16 protein-coding genes are annotated in these 18,303 nt (G+C 39.7%); 1 reads left to right on the forward strand and 15 read right to left on the reverse strand.

Annotation, left to right across the window (positions count from 1 at the left end; genetic code table 11):
* Positions 1–146: 146 nt before the first annotated feature.
* Complete coding sequence (locus BMW59_RS02150) at positions 147–1,205, reverse strand: homocysteine S-methyltransferase family protein (RefSeq protein WP_177174157.1); 1,059 nt, start codon at positions 1,203–1,205, stop codon at positions 147–149.
* 96 nt (positions 1,206–1,301) lie between these two features.
* On the reverse strand, positions 1,302–2,222 hold the full coding sequence (locus BMW59_RS02155) for a LysR family transcriptional regulator (protein WP_093047388.1): 921 nt from the start codon (positions 2,220–2,222) through the stop codon (positions 1,302–1,304).
* 226 nt (positions 2,223–2,448) lie between these two features.
* Here BMW59_RS02155 and BMW59_RS02160 point away from each other — a divergent pair, with 226 nt between their 5' ends.
* Positions 2,449–2,937: a pyridoxamine 5'-phosphate oxidase family protein gene (locus tag BMW59_RS02160; protein ID WP_093047389.1), complete on the forward strand. Its 489-nt coding sequence runs from the start codon at positions 2,449–2,451 to the stop codon at positions 2,935–2,937.
* A 351-nt stretch (positions 2,938–3,288) separates the two neighbouring features.
* Here BMW59_RS02160 and BMW59_RS22395 read toward each other — a convergent pair whose 3' ends face one another.
* The 13 genes from BMW59_RS22395 to BMW59_RS02225 all read right to left on the reverse strand — a co-directional run bounded on the left by BMW59_RS22395 (position 3,289) and on the right by BMW59_RS02225 (position 18,202).
* Positions 3,289–3,588: a TIGR04104 family putative zinc finger protein gene (locus BMW59_RS22395; RefSeq protein ID WP_177174158.1), complete on the reverse strand. Its 300-nt coding sequence runs from the start codon at positions 3,586–3,588 to the stop codon at positions 3,289–3,291.
* 159 nt (positions 3,589–3,747) lie between these two features.
* Positions 3,748–3,960: an ATPase gene (locus tag BMW59_RS02170; RefSeq protein ID WP_093047391.1), complete on the reverse strand. Its 213-nt coding sequence runs from the start codon at positions 3,958–3,960 to the stop codon at positions 3,748–3,750.
* A gap of 246 nt (positions 3,961–4,206) precedes the next feature.
* The gene (locus BMW59_RS02175; RefSeq protein WP_093047392.1) at positions 4,207–4,554 is read right to left on the reverse strand and encodes a hypothetical protein; all 348 of its coding nucleotides are present in this window, start codon (positions 4,552–4,554) and stop codon (positions 4,207–4,209) included.
* Between the two features lie 576 nt (positions 4,555–5,130).
* Positions 5,131–6,885, reverse strand: a complete 1,755-nt coding sequence (locus BMW59_RS02180; protein WP_093047393.1) for a M3 family metallopeptidase — start codon at positions 6,883–6,885, stop codon at positions 5,131–5,133.
* 299 nt (positions 6,886–7,184) lie between these two features.
* Positions 7,185–7,610, reverse strand: a complete 426-nt coding sequence (locus tag BMW59_RS02185) for a P-loop nucleotide/nucleoside kinase family protein (protein ID WP_245732915.1) — start codon at positions 7,608–7,610, stop codon at positions 7,185–7,187.
* A gap of 418 nt (positions 7,611–8,028) precedes the next feature.
* The gene (locus BMW59_RS02190; RefSeq protein WP_218141975.1) at positions 8,029–9,099 is read right to left on the reverse strand and encodes an RCC1 domain-containing protein; all 1,071 of its coding nucleotides are present in this window, start codon (positions 9,097–9,099) and stop codon (positions 8,029–8,031) included.
* A gap of 620 nt (positions 9,100–9,719) precedes the next feature.
* The gene (locus BMW59_RS02195) at positions 9,720–10,070 is read right to left on the reverse strand and encodes a DUF3846 domain-containing protein (RefSeq protein WP_093047396.1); all 351 of its coding nucleotides are present in this window, start codon (positions 10,068–10,070) and stop codon (positions 9,720–9,722) included.
* A gap of 367 nt (positions 10,071–10,437) precedes the next feature.
* Positions 10,438–10,752: an HPr family phosphocarrier protein gene (locus BMW59_RS02200; protein WP_177174159.1), complete on the reverse strand. Its 315-nt coding sequence runs from the start codon at positions 10,750–10,752 to the stop codon at positions 10,438–10,440.
* Between the two features lie 178 nt (positions 10,753–10,930).
* Positions 10,931–12,316: an MFS transporter gene (locus BMW59_RS02205; protein WP_093047398.1), complete on the reverse strand. Its 1,386-nt coding sequence runs from the start codon at positions 12,314–12,316 to the stop codon at positions 10,931–10,933.
* 20 nt (positions 12,317–12,336) lie between these two features.
* Positions 12,337–14,148, reverse strand: coding sequence for a glycoside hydrolase family 2 protein (locus BMW59_RS02210; protein WP_218141976.1), 1,812 nt, complete (start codon positions 14,146–14,148; stop codon positions 12,337–12,339).
* A 189-nt stretch (positions 14,149–14,337) separates the two neighbouring features.
* Complete coding sequence (locus BMW59_RS02215; RefSeq protein ID WP_093047399.1) at positions 14,338–15,258, reverse strand: ArsR/SmtB family transcription factor; 921 nt, start codon at positions 15,256–15,258, stop codon at positions 14,338–14,340.
* A gap of 577 nt (positions 15,259–15,835) precedes the next feature.
* Positions 15,836–17,011, reverse strand: a complete 1,176-nt coding sequence (locus tag BMW59_RS02220) for a pyridoxal-phosphate-dependent aminotransferase family protein (protein ID WP_093047400.1) — start codon at positions 17,009–17,011, stop codon at positions 15,836–15,838.
* A gap of 279 nt (positions 17,012–17,290) precedes the next feature.
* The gene (locus tag BMW59_RS02225) at positions 17,291–18,202 is read right to left on the reverse strand and encodes a VanW family protein (protein ID WP_093047401.1); all 912 of its coding nucleotides are present in this window, start codon (positions 18,200–18,202) and stop codon (positions 17,291–17,293) included.
* Between the last annotated feature and the right edge of the window lie 101 nt (positions 18,203–18,303).

Below are 18,303 nucleotides of genomic sequence, written 5' to 3' on the forward strand. Positions count from 1 at the left end.
TGAAGATCCACGATAATCTTCACCAACTTCTAAATTCTTAAACGATTGAATCATTTCTTCAAAAAGGGAAACGGTATCAGGTCCTATCAGTATACAGTTTGTCCCTAAACAGGATCTGGTACCTTTCCCCTAATTACCTTCTATGCTTATGCTTTTGTACGGTAGTTTAGATTATTATTATTTAAAGTTTTATCTTTTCCGAATAAAAAGTGCTTCTCCATATCTGGTGAATATTTGGAGTTAATGGTTTTGTTTCCTGTTGCTTCTGCTACTGCCCTCAACATGGCAGGTGATGCTCCACAACAAAGGCCAATATAATTAACACCAATATTTTGTGCTTCTTTTGCCCAATCCGCTAATTCATACCGGTTATGGTAAAGAGGATCTAACGATGTTGGGAAAGTTGTTTCAGTTGGCAGGCAACAACTGCATCCTCCATCAGGTAAATTAAAGAATGTTGGGTTTTCTTCAGTAGTTCGATATGGAATAGGTAATCCACCGACAAAACCTTCTACCTCTTCTCTAATTTTCTTCAAATATGGCTGCATCGTATCTGGGCCACGGAAACAGTTCATTCCTACAACTAACGCACCTTTTTCTGAAAGAATTTTACAGGATTCTTCTACCGTATAACCATCTCGCATTGTATTCTCAGCCATTAGCCCTAATGTCACAACTGCTGGCAAGTCTTGTTTTTGAATTTCTTCTAACGCAATAACAGCCTCTTCGTGGTAATAAAAGGTTTCTGCATTTATAAAATCTACGCTTTCTTCTTTACACCACTTTACCATCTCTGCAAACATACTTCTTACTTTTTCCTTAGATCCAGGATCTTGAGTATCAAAAATGTTCGTATTTGAAATGTTACCTGCCACTAATGCTTCCTCTATAGGATGTTCTTTTGCTACTTCCTTGGCCAAACGGATTGCACTTCGATTTAATGGCTCAAGTAAATGTTCTTTACCTATAATTCTCATTTTTTCACGGTGGGCATTATATGTGAAAGCTAAAACAACATCTGAACCAGCATTCATGTAGTCTCGATATACATGTTTTAAAACATCTGGGTGTTCCAAAGCTACTTCCGGTACGAAAGATCCAGCCTGTAGATATCCTCTGCGTTCCATCTCAAACAAATACCCTTCTCCTACAATGACAGTGCCTTCTTTTAACCTTTGTTCTAAACTTCTTTTTTCCACTACCATCTAACCCTCTCCTTGTCCTTTAATCTACGGTTAGTGTAGCATTCAAAGAGTAATATAGCGTAACACCTAAAGTCTATCACTTGCCATAGTTTTAAACTATACTACAGTTAATTCGTCGGCAATCGTTTCTTTTAAATAGTTAATATAAATCGTTGCTAGCGGGCTGTTTGTGACATTCTTATGTGTAATATAGCCAACCGCGATTCGCTCATTTACCTCTAATGGAAGCGCCACAATATCATCATCGTTGATATCATAACAAATAACGCCTGTTGAAATCGTATATCCGTCCAACCCTATAAGTAAGTTAAATAAAGTAGCCCGGTCACTCACGCGAATATTTTTGGGTCTCGAAGCCGTGCTGAGTATTTCCTCAGAAAAATAAAATGAGTTATAATCCCCTTGTTCAAAAGATAGATACGGATAAGGATTTAAATCATCTAACGACACAGATTCCTGAACCGCAAGTGGATTGGTAGAACTTATAAACACGTGTGGCTTTGCTTCAAACAGGTCATGAAATATTAGATTTGCCTCTCTTAGAAACTTACAAATCACCTGTCGATTGAAATCATTCAAGTATAAAATTCCAATTTCACTACGAAGGTTTTTTACATCTTCAATGATTTCATACGTTCTTGTTTCTCGTAACGTAAATTCATATTCATCACGATTATAGTCTCTTAACAGTTTTACAAATGCACTGACTGCAAAAGCATAATGTTGTGTCGATACAGAAAAATGCTGCTGTGGTGATTGAGTCGCATCCGTAAAGCGATTTTCAAGCAACTCTGTCTGCTCAATCACCTGTCTTGCGTAACCTAAAAACTCCGAGCCCTCTGGAGTAATGACAATCCCCTTATTCGTACGTGAAAAAATCGTAATCCCCAATTCATTCTCCAATTCTTTAATTGCATTAGATAGACTCGGTTGACTAATAAACAGTTGCTGTGCTGCTTTACTAATCGATCGGTTCCTTGCCACTTCAATTACATATTTTAATTGTTGTAATGTCATCTACTATTCCTCCTCACTATCATTAAATAGGTTTATTGTAGCATAGATAGCTGGGAAGACTTGCCGAGTCGATTATGGATATAGCATCAGGCCTATGATTTGTAAAATATGCTTGCATTCCATCAGATCTAATTGCATTACCAGCAGTACCTGTCCTGCTGCCATCTGATTAAAAGTTGGTGTAAAAGGGTAGAATACCTCTAATTACAGTATTGAGGTGATTGAGATGTCTAACAAGCTGAAACAGGAAGAAATGGAAACGTTAAGGGAGTTAATTAAGGATATAGACACGGCCATGCTTACAACTGCTACGGAAGATGGGCTTGTTTCCCGGCCTATGAAAACCCAGGAAGTAGAGTTTAATGGAGACTTATGGTTTTTCACCAAAAAAGAGACTGATAAATATGAAGAGATTTTACATGATCAGGATGTTAATGTGGCTTACGCAGGTGACTCCTATGTGTCTGTGCGTGGAAGAGCAGAAATCGTTGAAGACGTAGAAAAGAAAAAGGAATTTTGGAATAAAGGACATGAGAAAATCATGCAAACTTCTTATGACGATCCTGAGGTGGTCCTCATAAAAGTGAATGCGGAAGCAGCAGAATATTGGGACAGCGGTAATTTCACGAAGAAAATCGCCTTTTTCTATAAACGAATGACAGGGCAAGATTCTGAATCAGCAGATATTAATGAAACGATTGAATTGGATAAATAACAGCAAAATGGGTTGTCTCGATACGGGACAACCCATTTTCTATATTGAGTCTGGATTGGCCTCTGAGTTTTAGCGTAGTGGAGAGCTGCTATCCAACATGATGGAGGCTGGTTGGAACCTGGATCCAATATAACAAGCACACTTGTAAATAATTTCTTAATCGCAAACCACTTTCACCAACAGCCTTTCGGGATATCATACCCTTTACCAATAGTGTAAGAACAGTCACAGCTTATTTAGCGATTGTTCTCGTTAGCTTAGTAAAAAGACCTTTAGATTTTCTTTAATATTACATAATTATTAATATAAGTCCTTTACCTTTGAAGTGTTCCACGATTGCTCCCCGTTAGTTCAAGAGGCATTTTTCTCTTCTATTTTATATTTAACTAAATAAGGGGTAAGAAGTGAGCCAGTAAACGCGATTAAGATAGCTACAAAAATTGTAACAAGAACATTATCGAATGGAGACAAAATCAAACCAAAAATTAAAAAAGGTACTACTGTTAAAGCTACGACTATTAACCTTGAAAAGTATGTTATCCTAGATTTTTTTCCGCAATTGTTACATTGAATTGTACTAAATATCCAATTCGCTTTTAAGATTTTACTCCGCTTAAAAGATGCTGTATTACAATGAGGGCATTTTAACAATATCCACCCCTCCTAACTATTGATTTACGGATAATTCTGAAAATTTGGTTGATAAAATAATTCCAATAAATGGGGGATCTGACCCCCAATCTGACTAAAAAAGCCGCCTATGCAGCTCTCTGGATCTTAAACTATTTCTTCCTGTCAGAACAACAAGACTTAATTTTTTTCTTTTTTAGATTTGTATTTTAGAAGGCGTTCAGTAGTAAATCCTATCAATAAACCGGCCACAATTGGTAAGAAAGAAATTTCAGTATAAGAGGGTGACATTTTAAACATAAGAATATTTATATTAGCAACCACGCCTATTGTAAACAATAATATCATCGTACCCAATGAAGCTATTAATGGAATCCAAAAGGGTTTATTCATAACTCCACCTCTCATTCATTTACTAACTAAAGCACTCCGTGAGTTAACTATTATCGGTTCATCTGCCACTTTATAAAATCTTGTTTGTCTTTAAATATAATAGTTATTTTATATTGATCTTGCTCATATGCCTCTCAAGAAACGCTTCCGTTGTTGAACAAACTAATAAAATATCATCTAATTCAATACATAATATTCAGGCTAATATGCTGTTGGGTTAATCTAGCCTGTCTCGATATTATTTTCCTACTCTTGTGTTAAATTAAAAATTTCAGACTCCCCATTCCATTCAATAGTTACATTAATTTCTTCATCGTTTTCATCCACTTCATTCCCCCTATGTTCATTTTGTACATAGCCATTCTCACTTAATTCCCTGCCTGTTACCGAAAAAGTGTCAATAATGTAATTTATGTTTTCAGGTACTGGTTCTTCACCTGTATATTGAATTTCATAGTCAGCAGTTTCTCCATTTGCAGTATATTTTACTATCCAGTTATCCCCTTCACCTGAAAAATGCGTTGTAGTCTGCAGAGAACAGCCTGCAGTTACCAGAATAGCTATAATAACCATAATATAAAGAAAATACTTCATTATTTTCCTCCTCTAATTTACCTAACACTACTTAAACAAAACTCCCCGATACCGACTTAAAGCAACGATTGCTTGTTAAGTTAATTCACCCTATAATTAAAAACTAAATGTATTGCTCTTAAATCTTCCCAGCCATAAAGAAGTTGCCCCGCCCCCAGCCAGCACACACCTCAAACAGAAGAAAATCACCTCTAAATATAGAGAGTGATAGTTGCTGCTCCAGTTCGTTTTTATTTTTAAGTCAACGGGTTTCCAACTAAAGGTATTAACACGAGTAGTGTGATTAGAATACCACTAATGAAAATCACTATATACTTCGTTCTTTGACTCAAGATACCACTCCTAGGTCAGTATTTAAAAAATCACTTTTAATCACGATAATCGTAACATAATTTCAAAAATAGTAAATTTTCTATCTATTTTCAGTGATAATAAATCATACCTCAATCTTATTTATCTCTTATTCCACAAAACTCCCCTTAACATCATCTTCTAGTTTGAAGGCAATTTAAAAAGCCGCATATGAAGCTTCCTGGATCTTCAACTATTGCTCTCCGTTTGTTTAAGTACATCTCTTCAAAAAATTTTATTATACTCTTCTATATCTTGAATTACACTCTGAATTGACTGTTGCCAAAATTCTGGTTTTGAAAGTTCTATCTTGAAGTGTTTCTGAATAAGTTGTTCAAGTGGCATTACTCCAGTCTCACTAAGAAACCATTGGAATTTTTGGTTAAATAGTTTATCTTTTTTAGCAAGCTCTAAAAGTCCAATGCTTAACAAGAAGCCAAAGGAGTAAGGGTAATTATAAAAAGGAATATTAGCTTGGTAGAACTGTACATATTTAATCCATACAAAAGGTTCATATTCACTTAAACTATTTCCATATGCTTTTTCCAGAGATTCCAACGAAAGTTCTTCTATCTGGTTAGCATCTAATGGTCCACTTTTTCTATGACCATAAAACTTGTCTTCAAATAAGAAGGCTCCTCTAATAGACATTAAATAATTTAAACTCCGCTCAATTTTAGCCTCAAGAATAGCTTTTTTGACCGAAACATCATTAGTGTTTTGAATTACATAATCAATATATACCGTTTCAAAGAAAATTGAAGAAGTTTCCGCCGTTGTCATTTCGAACGTATCATCAGAAAAACGCAGGGATGGAACATTTTTCATTTGTTTAAAATGCCAAGCATGACCTAATTCATGTGCAAGCCTTCTAGCACTGTCTATACTATTGTCATAATTCAATGATATTCGTGACTCACCTTCTGGAATAAATGGAGCACAAAAGCCCCCTGGTGGTTTTGTTTTACGTTGTTCTGCATCTACCCACCCCTTTTCTATTGCCTCTTTTACAAATTCACACATGTTGATATCAATATCAGCAAGGGAATCAATAATTCCTTCAATCGCTTGTGAGTATGTAATTTCGTTAGCTACCTCCTGAGATGAAGTCATCAATTCATGCCAAGAAATTCTTTCTTTCCCTACTTCCCCTGCTCTAATATTTAAATATTTCGAAAGGACATGTATATTGGTATCCACTGTATCCCACATTGTATTAAGCGATTGTTTAGATATACCATTTAATTTCAAAGACTCTTCAAGGTAATCTGCATTTTTCACATTATTCTCTTTAAGTCTTAACCCAACCATGGAATTGTAAATGGATGCAAAAACCTCTACTTGCGTTTGGAGTGTTTGGTTAAGATCCCTCAATACACAATGTCTTTTAGATGGTTCTGGATGAGAAAGAGCCAAACTATTAGCTTCAGCAAAAGATATTTCGTTTTCCTCTTTATCAAAGTTTCCCTTTACCATCAAATTGTTTCGAACTTGCATATAGATTTCCTCAAGATTACTTAATGTTTCTTTAGCAAAATTTGAAATAATCTTTTCTTCTTTACTTGTTCTTTGTGTATCCATTAATAATTCCTCTATAAAAACTTTTTGGTTAATACTGTTAGACCAATTTGTAAATTGTTTTTCACTCATATTACTGATTCTTTCTTGCAAACTCGCTACAATAAAACGGGCTTGCGATTTCAACATAGAAATACTTGTATTTAATGATGTTAATAGAGATGGATCTACGTTTTCTGTTGTTAAACAATAATAGAAAGATTCTGCTGATTCAACCTGTTTAATTATTTGCGAAATTGCATTTAATTCACTTTCATTCAGTGGATTTAACTTCTCACATTCCTCAATTTCTAACAAATTTGCTTTAATACAACTAATATAATTCTTAAATTCTTCCAAGTCTGAATCACACTGAAGAAGGTTATTTAAGTTCCATCGAGTTGGAGTACTGAATGATTCCATATCCTTTCCCTCCTTCTAAATTGAAGCCTAACATTGAGTACTATATCCTAGTTATACTACTAAAACCAAGTAGTGTTATTTAATGAACCTCCCCTTTAGTTTAACATCATTTTCCAGTTATAAACTAAACAAAAAAGCTGCATGTGCAGCTTCCTGGATCTTCAACTATTGCTCTCCGTTTAAGTGTACCGATTCACAAAAATACATTGCTTTTAACAGTGGAACTTTCTTACTCACATTTCGTTTAAGCACCTCCCAGAACTAAAGATACTCTATACTCAAGAATCATTGAACTCTTGTTATTCTTTTTCGCTAAACTCTAAAATATTTAAACCTTCGGATGCCTCTGGTGCTTCAAAAAAACTAGTAACTTGGATAAACACCCCTTCCGTGTTAAAAGCTGCCCTTTCGGGTTGTTCGGTACGCCTTTGTGCAATTTGAGGTAAGCATTGCTCGTTATTTAGATTAAGGAAAATTAGTTGATGGCTTGCATTGACCTCTGACGCAATATCCAACAACCACTTTCGCTGTTGTTGAGTGTTGCCCGGAAAATCCATCACGACAACTGTACCGATACTTAATAAGTTTTGGACATGCTTTTTCACCAACGGTTTAAGCTGGGGTGAGAATTTAATATAGGCCTCAAATGATGCAATCTGATTGGGATAAAGAGATGATAGCCATTCATCCTCTGACAATAGTACCGCATGTTTATCTATCGCCAATTGTTTTGATTTAGTTGATTTTCCTGCACCAATTTTTCCACAAAAAAATATAGCGTCCCCGTTTTCCTCATTTTTACCCCCTGCGCTTTTTTTAAATTTTTCACTAATTTAATACGTTTTTAATTTTATAAAGATACTCGAAATGTTCGCTATTTTCCCCTTTAGTTTAACATCATTTTCCAGTAAACAATTAAAAAAAGCTGCATTTGCAGCTTTCTGGATCTTTAACCATGGCTCTCAGCACAGTATCGTTAGACTGGGGAGCTAATGATTTTATTATTAGGTGAACCTCTTCAACTAACCTCCGTTAGTAGTTCTCTTCATTTTTAAAAAATAGGAAAGTAAAGGTATTACCTTCTTAAAGAATGACAGCCTTTTGCTTAATTCATGCCAGTAAGATACAGAAGTGATAAACACGTCATTGCAGTTCGATTGCCAAACTATGAACCCCTCCACTAGCAATAGCAATGACATTTGTTAAACGACTTACTGGTACTGGGGTAGTTCGATTGGTGTTTGTTTCGTCTCCCAGTTGTCCAAAAAAGTTTTCCCCCCAAGCACGAACCGTTCCATTGGATAAGAGCGCTAGACTATGCTGTCCTCCAGCAGCAATCTCAATGACATTCGTTAATCCATTGACTGGTACTGGAGTAGTTCGATTAGTATTAGTTCCGTCTCCCAATTGTCCAAAAGAGTTAAACTCCCAGGCCCTAACCGTTCCATCAGATAGGAGGGCTAGACTATGAAACCCTCCGCAAGCAATGGCAATGACATCCGTTAAGCCACTGACTGGCACTGGTACATTTCGGGTGGTATTGGTCCCGTCTCCCAATTGTCCAGACGTGTTATTTCCCCAAGCCCTAACCGTCCCATCGGATAGGATGGCTAAACTATGCTCTCCTCTAGCAGCAATGGCAATAACATCCGTTAAGCCAATGACCGGCCCTGGTACATTTCGGGTGGTATTGGTCCCGTCTCCCAACTGTCCAGACGTGTTATTTCCCCAAGCCCTAACCGTTCCATCGGATAGAAGGGCTAGACTATGCTCTCCTCCTGCAGCAATGGCAGTGACATTCGTTAACCCATTGACCAGCACTGGTATATTTCGGTTGGTATTGGTTCCATCTCCCAATTGTCCAAACGTGTTATTTCCCCAAGCCCTAACCGTTCCATCGGATAGAAGGGCTAGACTATGCTGTCCTCCTACAGCAATGGCAGTGACATTCGTTAACCCATTGACCGGTACTGGGGTATTTCTTTGGGTAGTTGTTCCGTCTCCCAGTTGTCCTTCAAAATTACGGCCCCATGCTTGAACGGTTCCACCTGAGAGCAGTGCCAGGCTATGCCAGCCTCCACCAGCAATGGCATTGAGATTCGTTAATCCATTGACTGGTACTGGAATATTGCTGATTTCCTCATCTGTTCCATGGCCAAGCTGGCCCTCAAAGTTATTCCCCCATGAAAAGGCTTGAAATATTTGAATTCCCAAAATTCACATCTCCTTCCTGCCAATAATTTGAAACCCACCAATGTGTAGTATTACGTAGTATGGTGTAGCTTTAAAGGCTTTTAATATTTACTTTATGAAGGAAGTTTTTTATTTGATTGGACTAGCGATTAATTAAAAGATATAGTAAGAATTTTTTCGAATTAATAATTAAAATAGGTCAATTTTGTTCTTTAGTTTGTTTTCTTTTTTTATAAATTCAAAAATACGAACAAAAGCTTCGAAAATATTTGATAACCTTTTCTTGTACTATCGAGCGTTAAGAAAATAAATATTAGGAGCTGGCATCCACAACTTCTTCTTCCACTCTGGTTTTCCGTTAGCTAAAGACTCTATATACTTTCATCTTAATTTTCCATTAAACTATTGCACAGTATAAGTATCTAAGCAGAAAACTAGTGACGATTTTCTTTTATACCGCGGCCTCGTTTGTTCACAAGAGAAACAAACCCTTGTTAAAGGATTCCCCCGTTAGTTCAAGTGCATTTTTTCACAAGCTCAAAATAAACGAGTCTTGAAACAATAAAAAAACGCATGGGATTTCCGTAAAGAAAACCCATGCTTTTGCTTCCTAATAACTACTTTTAATTAAACACTACGGTTTAGTAATCAACCGCAGGCAGCTTTTCGCCTTCTACTTCCACTTCTTCAAGCTTGTTGCGGAATTCCTGCTTTTGGTCTTCGGACAAGGCAATCGTTTTTGTGCCGTCTGTGCCGGTGACGACTACTTCGCCGTAAATATAATCGTTCAATTCTCCTTCGTGTTTCAGTACCAGAGTTTTCTCTTGATTAAGAACAGCCGCTCGAGGATTTTTCCAAATCACAATATTATCAGGGAGATAAAGAGCTTCCGGTGACCCATTCACTAGCCCTTGGATCGATTCAATATCAAATGAATTCAAGCTCTTTTCTTCAAAGCCTTTTTCCTTATCGCTTAAATATAAAATACTCATTGTCTCATCTCCTTTTAATCTAAATTGTTTCACACTACTTCTTTAACCCTTTAAATGGAAAACAAAACGTAAGCTGTTAATTTATACAGTGAGGCCCCCCTCTGGAGTTCCTATCTATACAGTAAAGAGCTTGGATCTGATGCAGTGTAAGCCCCCAGCCGGACTGCACCCGAAGCCTTGTCCGCCTACATTAATATTGCACTCACGCTGCAACTTCCAAGCGAAAGTATCTAAGAATCAGTACTCATCTTTAATAGCACCCCAACTTAAAAAGACAAGGCTTATAAGCCCTGTCTGTGAGTGGTAAAAAGGTGAATTTTAAACGAGTGACGAACGGCTGACCCCAAATCTTTGAGAACGAGTTCAGTTACAGCCACGATTCTACCGGTTTAGAAAAATCCAGCTTTGAATTAGCCTTAGTTATTTTCTTGTCAATAAATCTGGCTATTTGCTGGCTGGCATACTCAGCATCTTCACCGTTAAGATGGATCATCAGCTCTTCTCCGCTTTTTGAAGTCGATAACAGGCTAAGGGTTCCTAAAATACTTTTCGCATTAATAGTTCTGTTATTCTTCACGACGGACACTTCACACTCAAACGAACTGTTAAAGTTTACAAATTCCAATGATTCCCTTACGGTAAAACCGCCTTTCGGGATACAGAACATCAATTTCTTTTCCATGCTAAGAACCCTCCTTTCAATTTTGCAGTAATAAGTAACGTACAAAAAATGTATCATACGTTTTTATGGAAGTGGCATTTAGTGTTAGCTCATCTGACAGTTTTTTAAAAAAATGCAGCCAGGAAACAGGAAAGGGAGCCGCATATCAACTCTAATGCGGCCCCCTTTCCTTCTATAATTATGAATTACCAGGATTCTGCTGCTTGCGCCACTGGAGTTCTGACACTGCTTCATTAAATTCTTTCTCTGTGTATTTATAGAAATACATCAGCACAAGACGAATGATAGAGCCTAAAGCCGGCAATAACGCGATGACGAAAAACAGACCTGTTAACGTTCCTTCCGACTGGGCCTGGTTAGGCACGTAGTTGATCACTGTTAAAATAACCCCTGTCGCACCGCCTGCAATAGCAACGGAAAGCTTGCCGGTAAATGTCTGGCCGGAAAAAGTAACCGCTTCAGACCGCTGGCCGGTACGGACTTCTGTCAGTTCGATCGTTTCCGCAAGCATCGCGGAAATAAGCGGACCTGTCGCTGTATACAAAATCATTGTCACTGTTAAGAACGCGAGGACAACGGTTGTGTTGCCGTATCCCGTCATAAAGAAAAGCACTCTGACAATAATGTCGGCAATAAGAACGGTCATTAAAATATGCTTTTTGTAAAAATATTTAGTAAGCATTGGTATGAAAAAGAAACCGATGCAGCTGACCAGGCTGATAATTCCAAAGGCAGCCATAAGGGAAGCGTTTCCAAGATTATAAGTGAAAAAGTAAATATTAAGCGTTAAAGTGATGTTAACAAACACATTACAGAAAAAGGTAGCCAAAATAATAAACATCGGTTTGTTGCCTTTGACTATTTTAATGGCGTCGCGGATCCGCACGCGTTCTTTAGGAGGTTCCACGCGCTCACGGGTATTTTTAAAACCAAGAAACATGAACGGAAGCATCATTAACGATAGTATCACGACTGCGAAGAAAAATCCGTCATTTAAACTGCCTCCGCCAAGAAATTCAGCTAGCGGCGTGAACAGAAGCGTCGGGATACCAATCCCTACGAAAACCCCTAAATTAGCGTAAGTGACAAGCTTTGTACGCTCCTGTGGTTCCTGACTCATCACGGCTGACATTGACCAGAATGGAACATCCGATAACGTATAGAACACTCCCCACAAAATATATGTGGCTCCGGCAAAAATCACCGCTGCGGTCGGGTTAAGGTTTAACGGCAGAAAAGCAATTATTGTAATAAAGAATATGAAAAATGGCATGTAAAGAAGATATTGCCGGAACTTTCCATGCTTAGACTTTCTCGTATCCATAATCGACGCCATCAGCGGGTCATTCGCTGCATCAAACGTACGGGCAATCACAAAAATCGTACTTGCCGCTAGAGCGGAAATGCCAAGAATATCGGTATAGAAATACATGATATAGGTGCCTATGAGTCCGAAACTGATACACTGGCCCATCCCGTAACTGAAATAAGAGAGCACCTCCTTATTACTGATTTTTTTCCTTTCCGGAGCTTCAGGTTGTACCATCTGTGCTCGTTCTTCCATTTCTTATCTCCCCTTTCCTCTTATTCAAAAATGAATCCTCGGGTATGCTTCTGATTTAACAGTTTTCTAACTTTTTCAGGGTCAAATTTATAGTCGTGATCATGCGTCAGCAAGCCATTGACCTCCTGCTGGACGTCTGAAAGCTGCGTGTAGCAGAAGCCGCAAAAGTGCTCATTGTCCATCACGGCAGTAATTAACGCCGAGATCCGCTCCCAAGCTTCTTCTTTCGATTCCGGACGGTCGCCATATCCCCAGTCTTCCTCTTGAGACCCGGTCTGTTCAGTAAACGCCACCCCGCCAAACTCACTTAAAAGGACAGGCTGCCCTTCGTATTTATAGCCTTGGGCATACGTGTATTTATTGCTCGTCTTTGCAGGGGCTCCATTTACGAAGTGTTCTTTTGAACGGTAAGCCTCGCTTAATTTTCCTCCGTCCTGTGTATAATCATGGATAGTTAAAATATCTGTTTTCGTTTGCTCCCATCCGTCATTTCCTATAACGAGCCTCATAGGATCAAGCGCTTTCGTGAGAGAATAAAGCGCATCCACAAAATGTTGCTGCTGCTTATTTGAATAAACCTCATTGACTCCCCAGGACTCATTCATAATCGTGTAAATAATCGTACTCGGATGGTTGTAATGTTTCTGGATTATTTCCTGCCACTCTGAGCTGGCCCGTCCAATTGATCCGCTATGAAACTTGTAAAAGCTCGGCATCTCTGCCCAAGTGACCAGTCCTAATTTATCGCAGAGGTACAAGAAACGGTGCGTGCCGACAGTTTGGTGTTTCCTAAGCCCGTTGAATCCCATCGCCTTGATCTTTTCAATGTCCTCCAGTTCAGCCGAAGCGTCAGGCGCTGTCATTAACGTGTCTTTATAATAGCCTTGGTCAAGAATGAGTTTTTGGTAGAACTTCTCGTTATTCAGCAAAATCTCATTATCTTTCACTGACACTTTTCTCATCCCGAAATAGCTGGCTACAGTATCTTCCACCTCTCCGTCTGTTTCAAGAGTAAAAATGATGTCATAAAGTTCAGGTGACTCAGGCGTCCAGTATGCGAGACGGAAATCAGGAAAATCCGAGTCGACCGTAAGGGTTGTTTTTGTATAGGGTGACAGGTGGTTTACAGTGACTTCAGTAATCTGTTTCCCGTGCAGGTAGACTGTCATCGTGAGGGACGTTCTCTTCTGAAACTGCTCAGGGATGCGGCAGAATGCTTCAACAATCACCTGCCCCGTGTCAATATCCGGCGTCATTTGAACGCTTTCAAGATAGAAATCGTTTACAAATTCCATCCAGACGGTTTGCCAGATTCCAGTCGTACGAGAGTACCAGCATAAAAAATTATCTTCTTTCCAGGATTGTTTACCTACCGGCTGATCCGTTGTATTAAAATCTTCGGCACGAACAGTTACCGTCACGTTTTCTTCGTTGCCTTCCGGCTTATAAGAGATCTTGAACGGGGTATGCCCGCCTTCATGTTCACCGGCCTGGAATCCGTTTATCCAAACTGTTGTCTTGTAATCTACCGCTTCAAAATGAAGCAGGATTGTTTTATTCTTCTGCTCTTCGTCCAAGCTAACTTCTTTCTCATACCAGACAACAGAGGCATATTCAGTGTGAGTGGAATTCCTGTCGCTCTCCTGGACATAAGGCACGTCTATGCTGTCTCCCGCTGGAAATTCTTTAAACCAGCCCTTCTTAATCCCCTCGTTTTCAGGGTCTGCAGCGAATCGCCATTCCCCTTGCAGTTCAAGCCAGTTATTCCGATTGAATTGGGGATTCGGAGAAAGAGTCTGGCCCACCTCCTGAGCTATATCCAGCTTCATCATCGCTATCAACCTTTCATTCTCATAATAATAGTTTTATTACCTTAAAGTTAGTAATAATAGATAAAAAAATAAATCGCTTTCATCAACTTGGTTTTATTGTAACCGCTTTTTCAGTAATAAACAAGAGCCTTTATAAAAAAATTATTTTTTGATAAAGGCTCCTGAAACATTTTTGTCACATATATACTCTTAAGTCTCTACTGTCAGTTGAATTCCTTGCTCATAGTTACCAAATTTGGGGCCGAATAAATTAAATCCGCCTTTATTTTCGGCCTCATCTTTTACTCCAATTTTAATGGATATAAAGGGGTGTTTCTCAAGTTCCAAATCCTTAATTGTCACTTTATCGGTTATTTTATTTCCGTCGATAAAGCACCCTTCACTTGTTATTCGCCACCGTTTAAGCATCCCGTACTGTGTATAATTTGTATGCCACCATGAAGGTGTTAAAAATCCGCGCTCCCCTCCAAAGTCGCTGGGAGAGGTCCACGTCCCGGCCTCTTTCCCATTAATCCACACCGTGATATCAGAGGGCCAGTCCAGCTTGTGATTCGGCGCTTCAGAACATAATTCAGCTGCGACTTCGATCTCTTTTGCTTTTGTTCCATACGGGATCTTATTTTGAAAACGGTATTCCACATACCCATGGCGCATGAATAAAAGCTGTGCCTCTTTTCTTCCCGGTTCGTAAAAAGCGCGGGGGTCATCCTGCATCCCAATATAACTTTTCTCGCCGACCAGCCCGCAGTTAGGGTGCACTTTACAATCGAAATATTCCCCTATTGGCATATCTATAAAAAACTGTTTATCGTTTATTTCTGTTTCCTTTTCAAACAGATCAACAATAATCCGATCATAATTTTTCGCGTTCACTTTTTGCGTGCCCCGCCCCGGCACAAGTTCTGTAGATATAAGTTCAACATCTTCCAGCTTCTTAACGTTAGTTGCTGTGGTCGAGAATGGAAGATTTAATTTAGCTGCCAGTTCATTAACGTTGTGAGGCCTCACACTTAAAAGCCGTAAAATTTCAAGGCGGTGTTTATTAGCGACGGCTTTTAATACTTTTACAGCCTCTTCATCGGGTGACAAATGCTTCGACTTCAACTTCATCCCTCATCTCTCTTTATAATCTTAAGTTCCTCTCATTTTTTAAAATCCGCACATTAAAAAAAGGCATAATAATTTAAGTATACCAATTAATGAACAGGTATTTCACCTTTTTAATAAACAGTGTGGGTACAGAGTAATTTTAAGGAAATATTTACTATATCTTATGAATGTTGTTCGGATGTTTTTTGATAAAAGTATTTATTCCAGTCCGCCAGGCGGGCGCTTGCCCAGGGGCTTGTCTTCAGCTAAATTCAACTTAGCCTAAAGCTTCGTTGAATTGGATCTTCAGACTGCGCTTCATCCCTTAGGCGTCGCCCCCTTCTGTCCTTCCATTAAAGAAATTAAATAAAGTTGTAAAATATATTGTTTTTATTTGTGCAAGGATAATTCGTCGTTTCTCTCCAGCCTCTTTTTTTACGCATTCGAAACTTTTCCCAGAACAAAAAAAGCCTTTGAATGTGATCCACTCATCACCATTCAAAGGCTGTCTCTTGCTTGGCCAAGATTGAAAATTAACCGCCCGATTTTTCCCCAGGGCCTAAAGGGATGCTTTATTTTCCATTCAATCTTAAATAACTTAGTGAGAGAGTGATTTTCCCGTCAGGTGTTTTCTAAAGACCTTCACGGCTTTTGACGGCTCAGTGGAAAAACCTAGTTCATTCATCGCCTCTCCGATGAGCAAGAGTGCTTCTTCAAGCATATGTTCTGTTGTATTTCCCATGTGGCCGATCCTGAACGCTTTTCCTTGTAAATGCGCCAGGGCACCTGCGACAATGAGACCTTTTTCCGCAAGGGCGGCACGGAACGCGGCATCGTCCATGCCTTCTGGGTAAAGAATACAGCTGAGGGTTGGAGCCGCAGCCTCTTCATTCGCTAACGCCTTCATTCCATAAGTTTCAAGCGCTGCTCTGATTCCTTTCCCGAAGGCGGTATGGCGGTTATAGCGTGCCTCCAATCCTTCTTCCAGCACCAGCTTCATCCCTTGATTGTAAGCGTAGATAAGATTCACTGGCGGTGTGGCGAAATATTTCTTCGGGTCATCCATAATCGGAAGCCAGTTATAGATATCTGAATAGTAGGCTGGCACGCGCCCGAGTTGTTCGCGGGCCAGTAAGGCCGTCTTGTTAAAGGCTGCGATGGCAAGACCCGGCGGTACCCCGATCGCTTTTTGGCAGCCTGTTATGACGACATCAATCTTGGCATCAGAATCGCCATAAGTCTTACTCATATCTTCTTGAATTGCAGCAGTGGCACAGACACCGTCAAGAATAACGAGTGCCCCGTGTTTTTTAATGGCTGGGACAAGCAAATCCAGATCGGCGGCCACCCCTGTCGATGTGTCGGCGTGAGTAATTGTCACCGCTTTATACGTCTCCTTCGCAAGCTTTTCGTCCAGCTCATGAACATCGACATGTTTTCCCCAGTCCGCCTGAAGCACCTCTGCTTCTATCCCGAACGCTTCCGCTAATTTAATGAAACGGTCACCGAAATAGCCATGGCTGATGACTAATATTTTTTCACCGGCTGCAACGGTATTTACAATCGCCATTTCCATCGCAACCGTGCCGGAGCCGCCAATGACAAATACTTCTCCGTCTGTTTTGAACATCTCCCGTGTTTTCTCAATTGCGTCCTTGTAAATTGCCGCAAACCTCGGATCCGTGTGATTCATTGTTTCCTGTCCCAGCGCCTCATACACAGAGTCGACGACCGGCGTCGGCCCGGGAACGAGTACCATATCTTTCTTAAGCATCATCCATCCCCCTCAAACTTTAGCTATTGTTTTAATTGGTAATATATAGTCATTCTACTAATAGACATCAAATCCTTTTTTTCGGGAAGATTGTTTAAAAAGACAATCTGGATGGATGTGATTAAATGAGGTGATTAAGGCCAGGCTGCTTGTTTTTATATTATTATAATTGCTGAATTTCCAGAGGATACAAAAAACAGTACGAACAGGATTCAGACCCTTCTCGTACTGTCTACATTTAAGCCTTCTGCCATCTATACGATATCCTATTCTGCAGCCTTATTCCTCTGTATTTATTTCCTCAGGCAAACGCGGCGACGCCATTGGGACTTTCCGGGGTTCGTAGTCGATCACATCTGATGAGTAAAGTGACACAGAGATACTTCCCCCGAGCCGTTTCGTCCGGATTAAGATCGGCTGATTGTAGTTATTCCGGAAGCGGAAATCAGGCCCGTACCAGCTCACAGTCGCATCCCTTCCGGGCGGGACGTAGCGGACGCTCCTGCTGTGCGTATAACGCTCGACAATATCCAGCCCGGCCTTATCGACAGCATTAAATAAGGTGGACGATACCTGGCAGATCCCGCCCCCTACACCTTCAGACAATTCTCCTTTGACGATGACGGGTGCTGGCAAATAGCCGTTCTCTTTCGTCCGCTCGCCAACAACTTTGTTGAAGGAAAAGGTCTCGTTTGGAAAAACCACATAGTCGTCAATCGCTTCAGTCGAAAGTGAAATATTGTGGGCACGGTTTTCGTTATTAGAATTAAAATAAGTGACATACTCCCCTATTTTCTGAACCCGTATATTAGCAAGCAGCTCACTATCCACTCTCGGATGAATCTCAAGCTCCGGCACTTCGACTTTGGAAGCTCCGGTGCCATAAAAATAAGTGTTAAACTGTTCCATAAACGCTTTCCGGTAAAGCCTGTGGCCGCTCCGTTCCTTAACGACCGTTTCCTGGTCATTGATGTACGCATTGACAGGCTCCTTGTATACCTTCTCATCAAGTTTATCGATAAAGTCCAGATAGGTGTCACTATCAATCATAGGTGTATCAATAAGACCAATATCAAAGTCTTCACGGTTAACAATCGCGATCGTTTCCCCTTCCTGGGTCACAGTTAAACTGTCAGGAAGTTCGATGGGCTGGGTCGCTAATAAAAGTAAAACCAACCATATCTTTGTCATAAGCCGTATACCTCCTGGAATTAGTATTCACAGGGGTATATTAATTATGTGAAACAAGTTAAGGTGTTTATATACTTACACAAAAAACGGGGTGGATCTCC

This window comes from Salipaludibacillus aurantiacus (assembly GCF_900111295.1).
Classification (GTDB): Bacteria; Bacillota; Bacilli; order Bacillales; family Salisediminibacteriaceae; genus Salipaludibacillus; species Salipaludibacillus aurantiacus.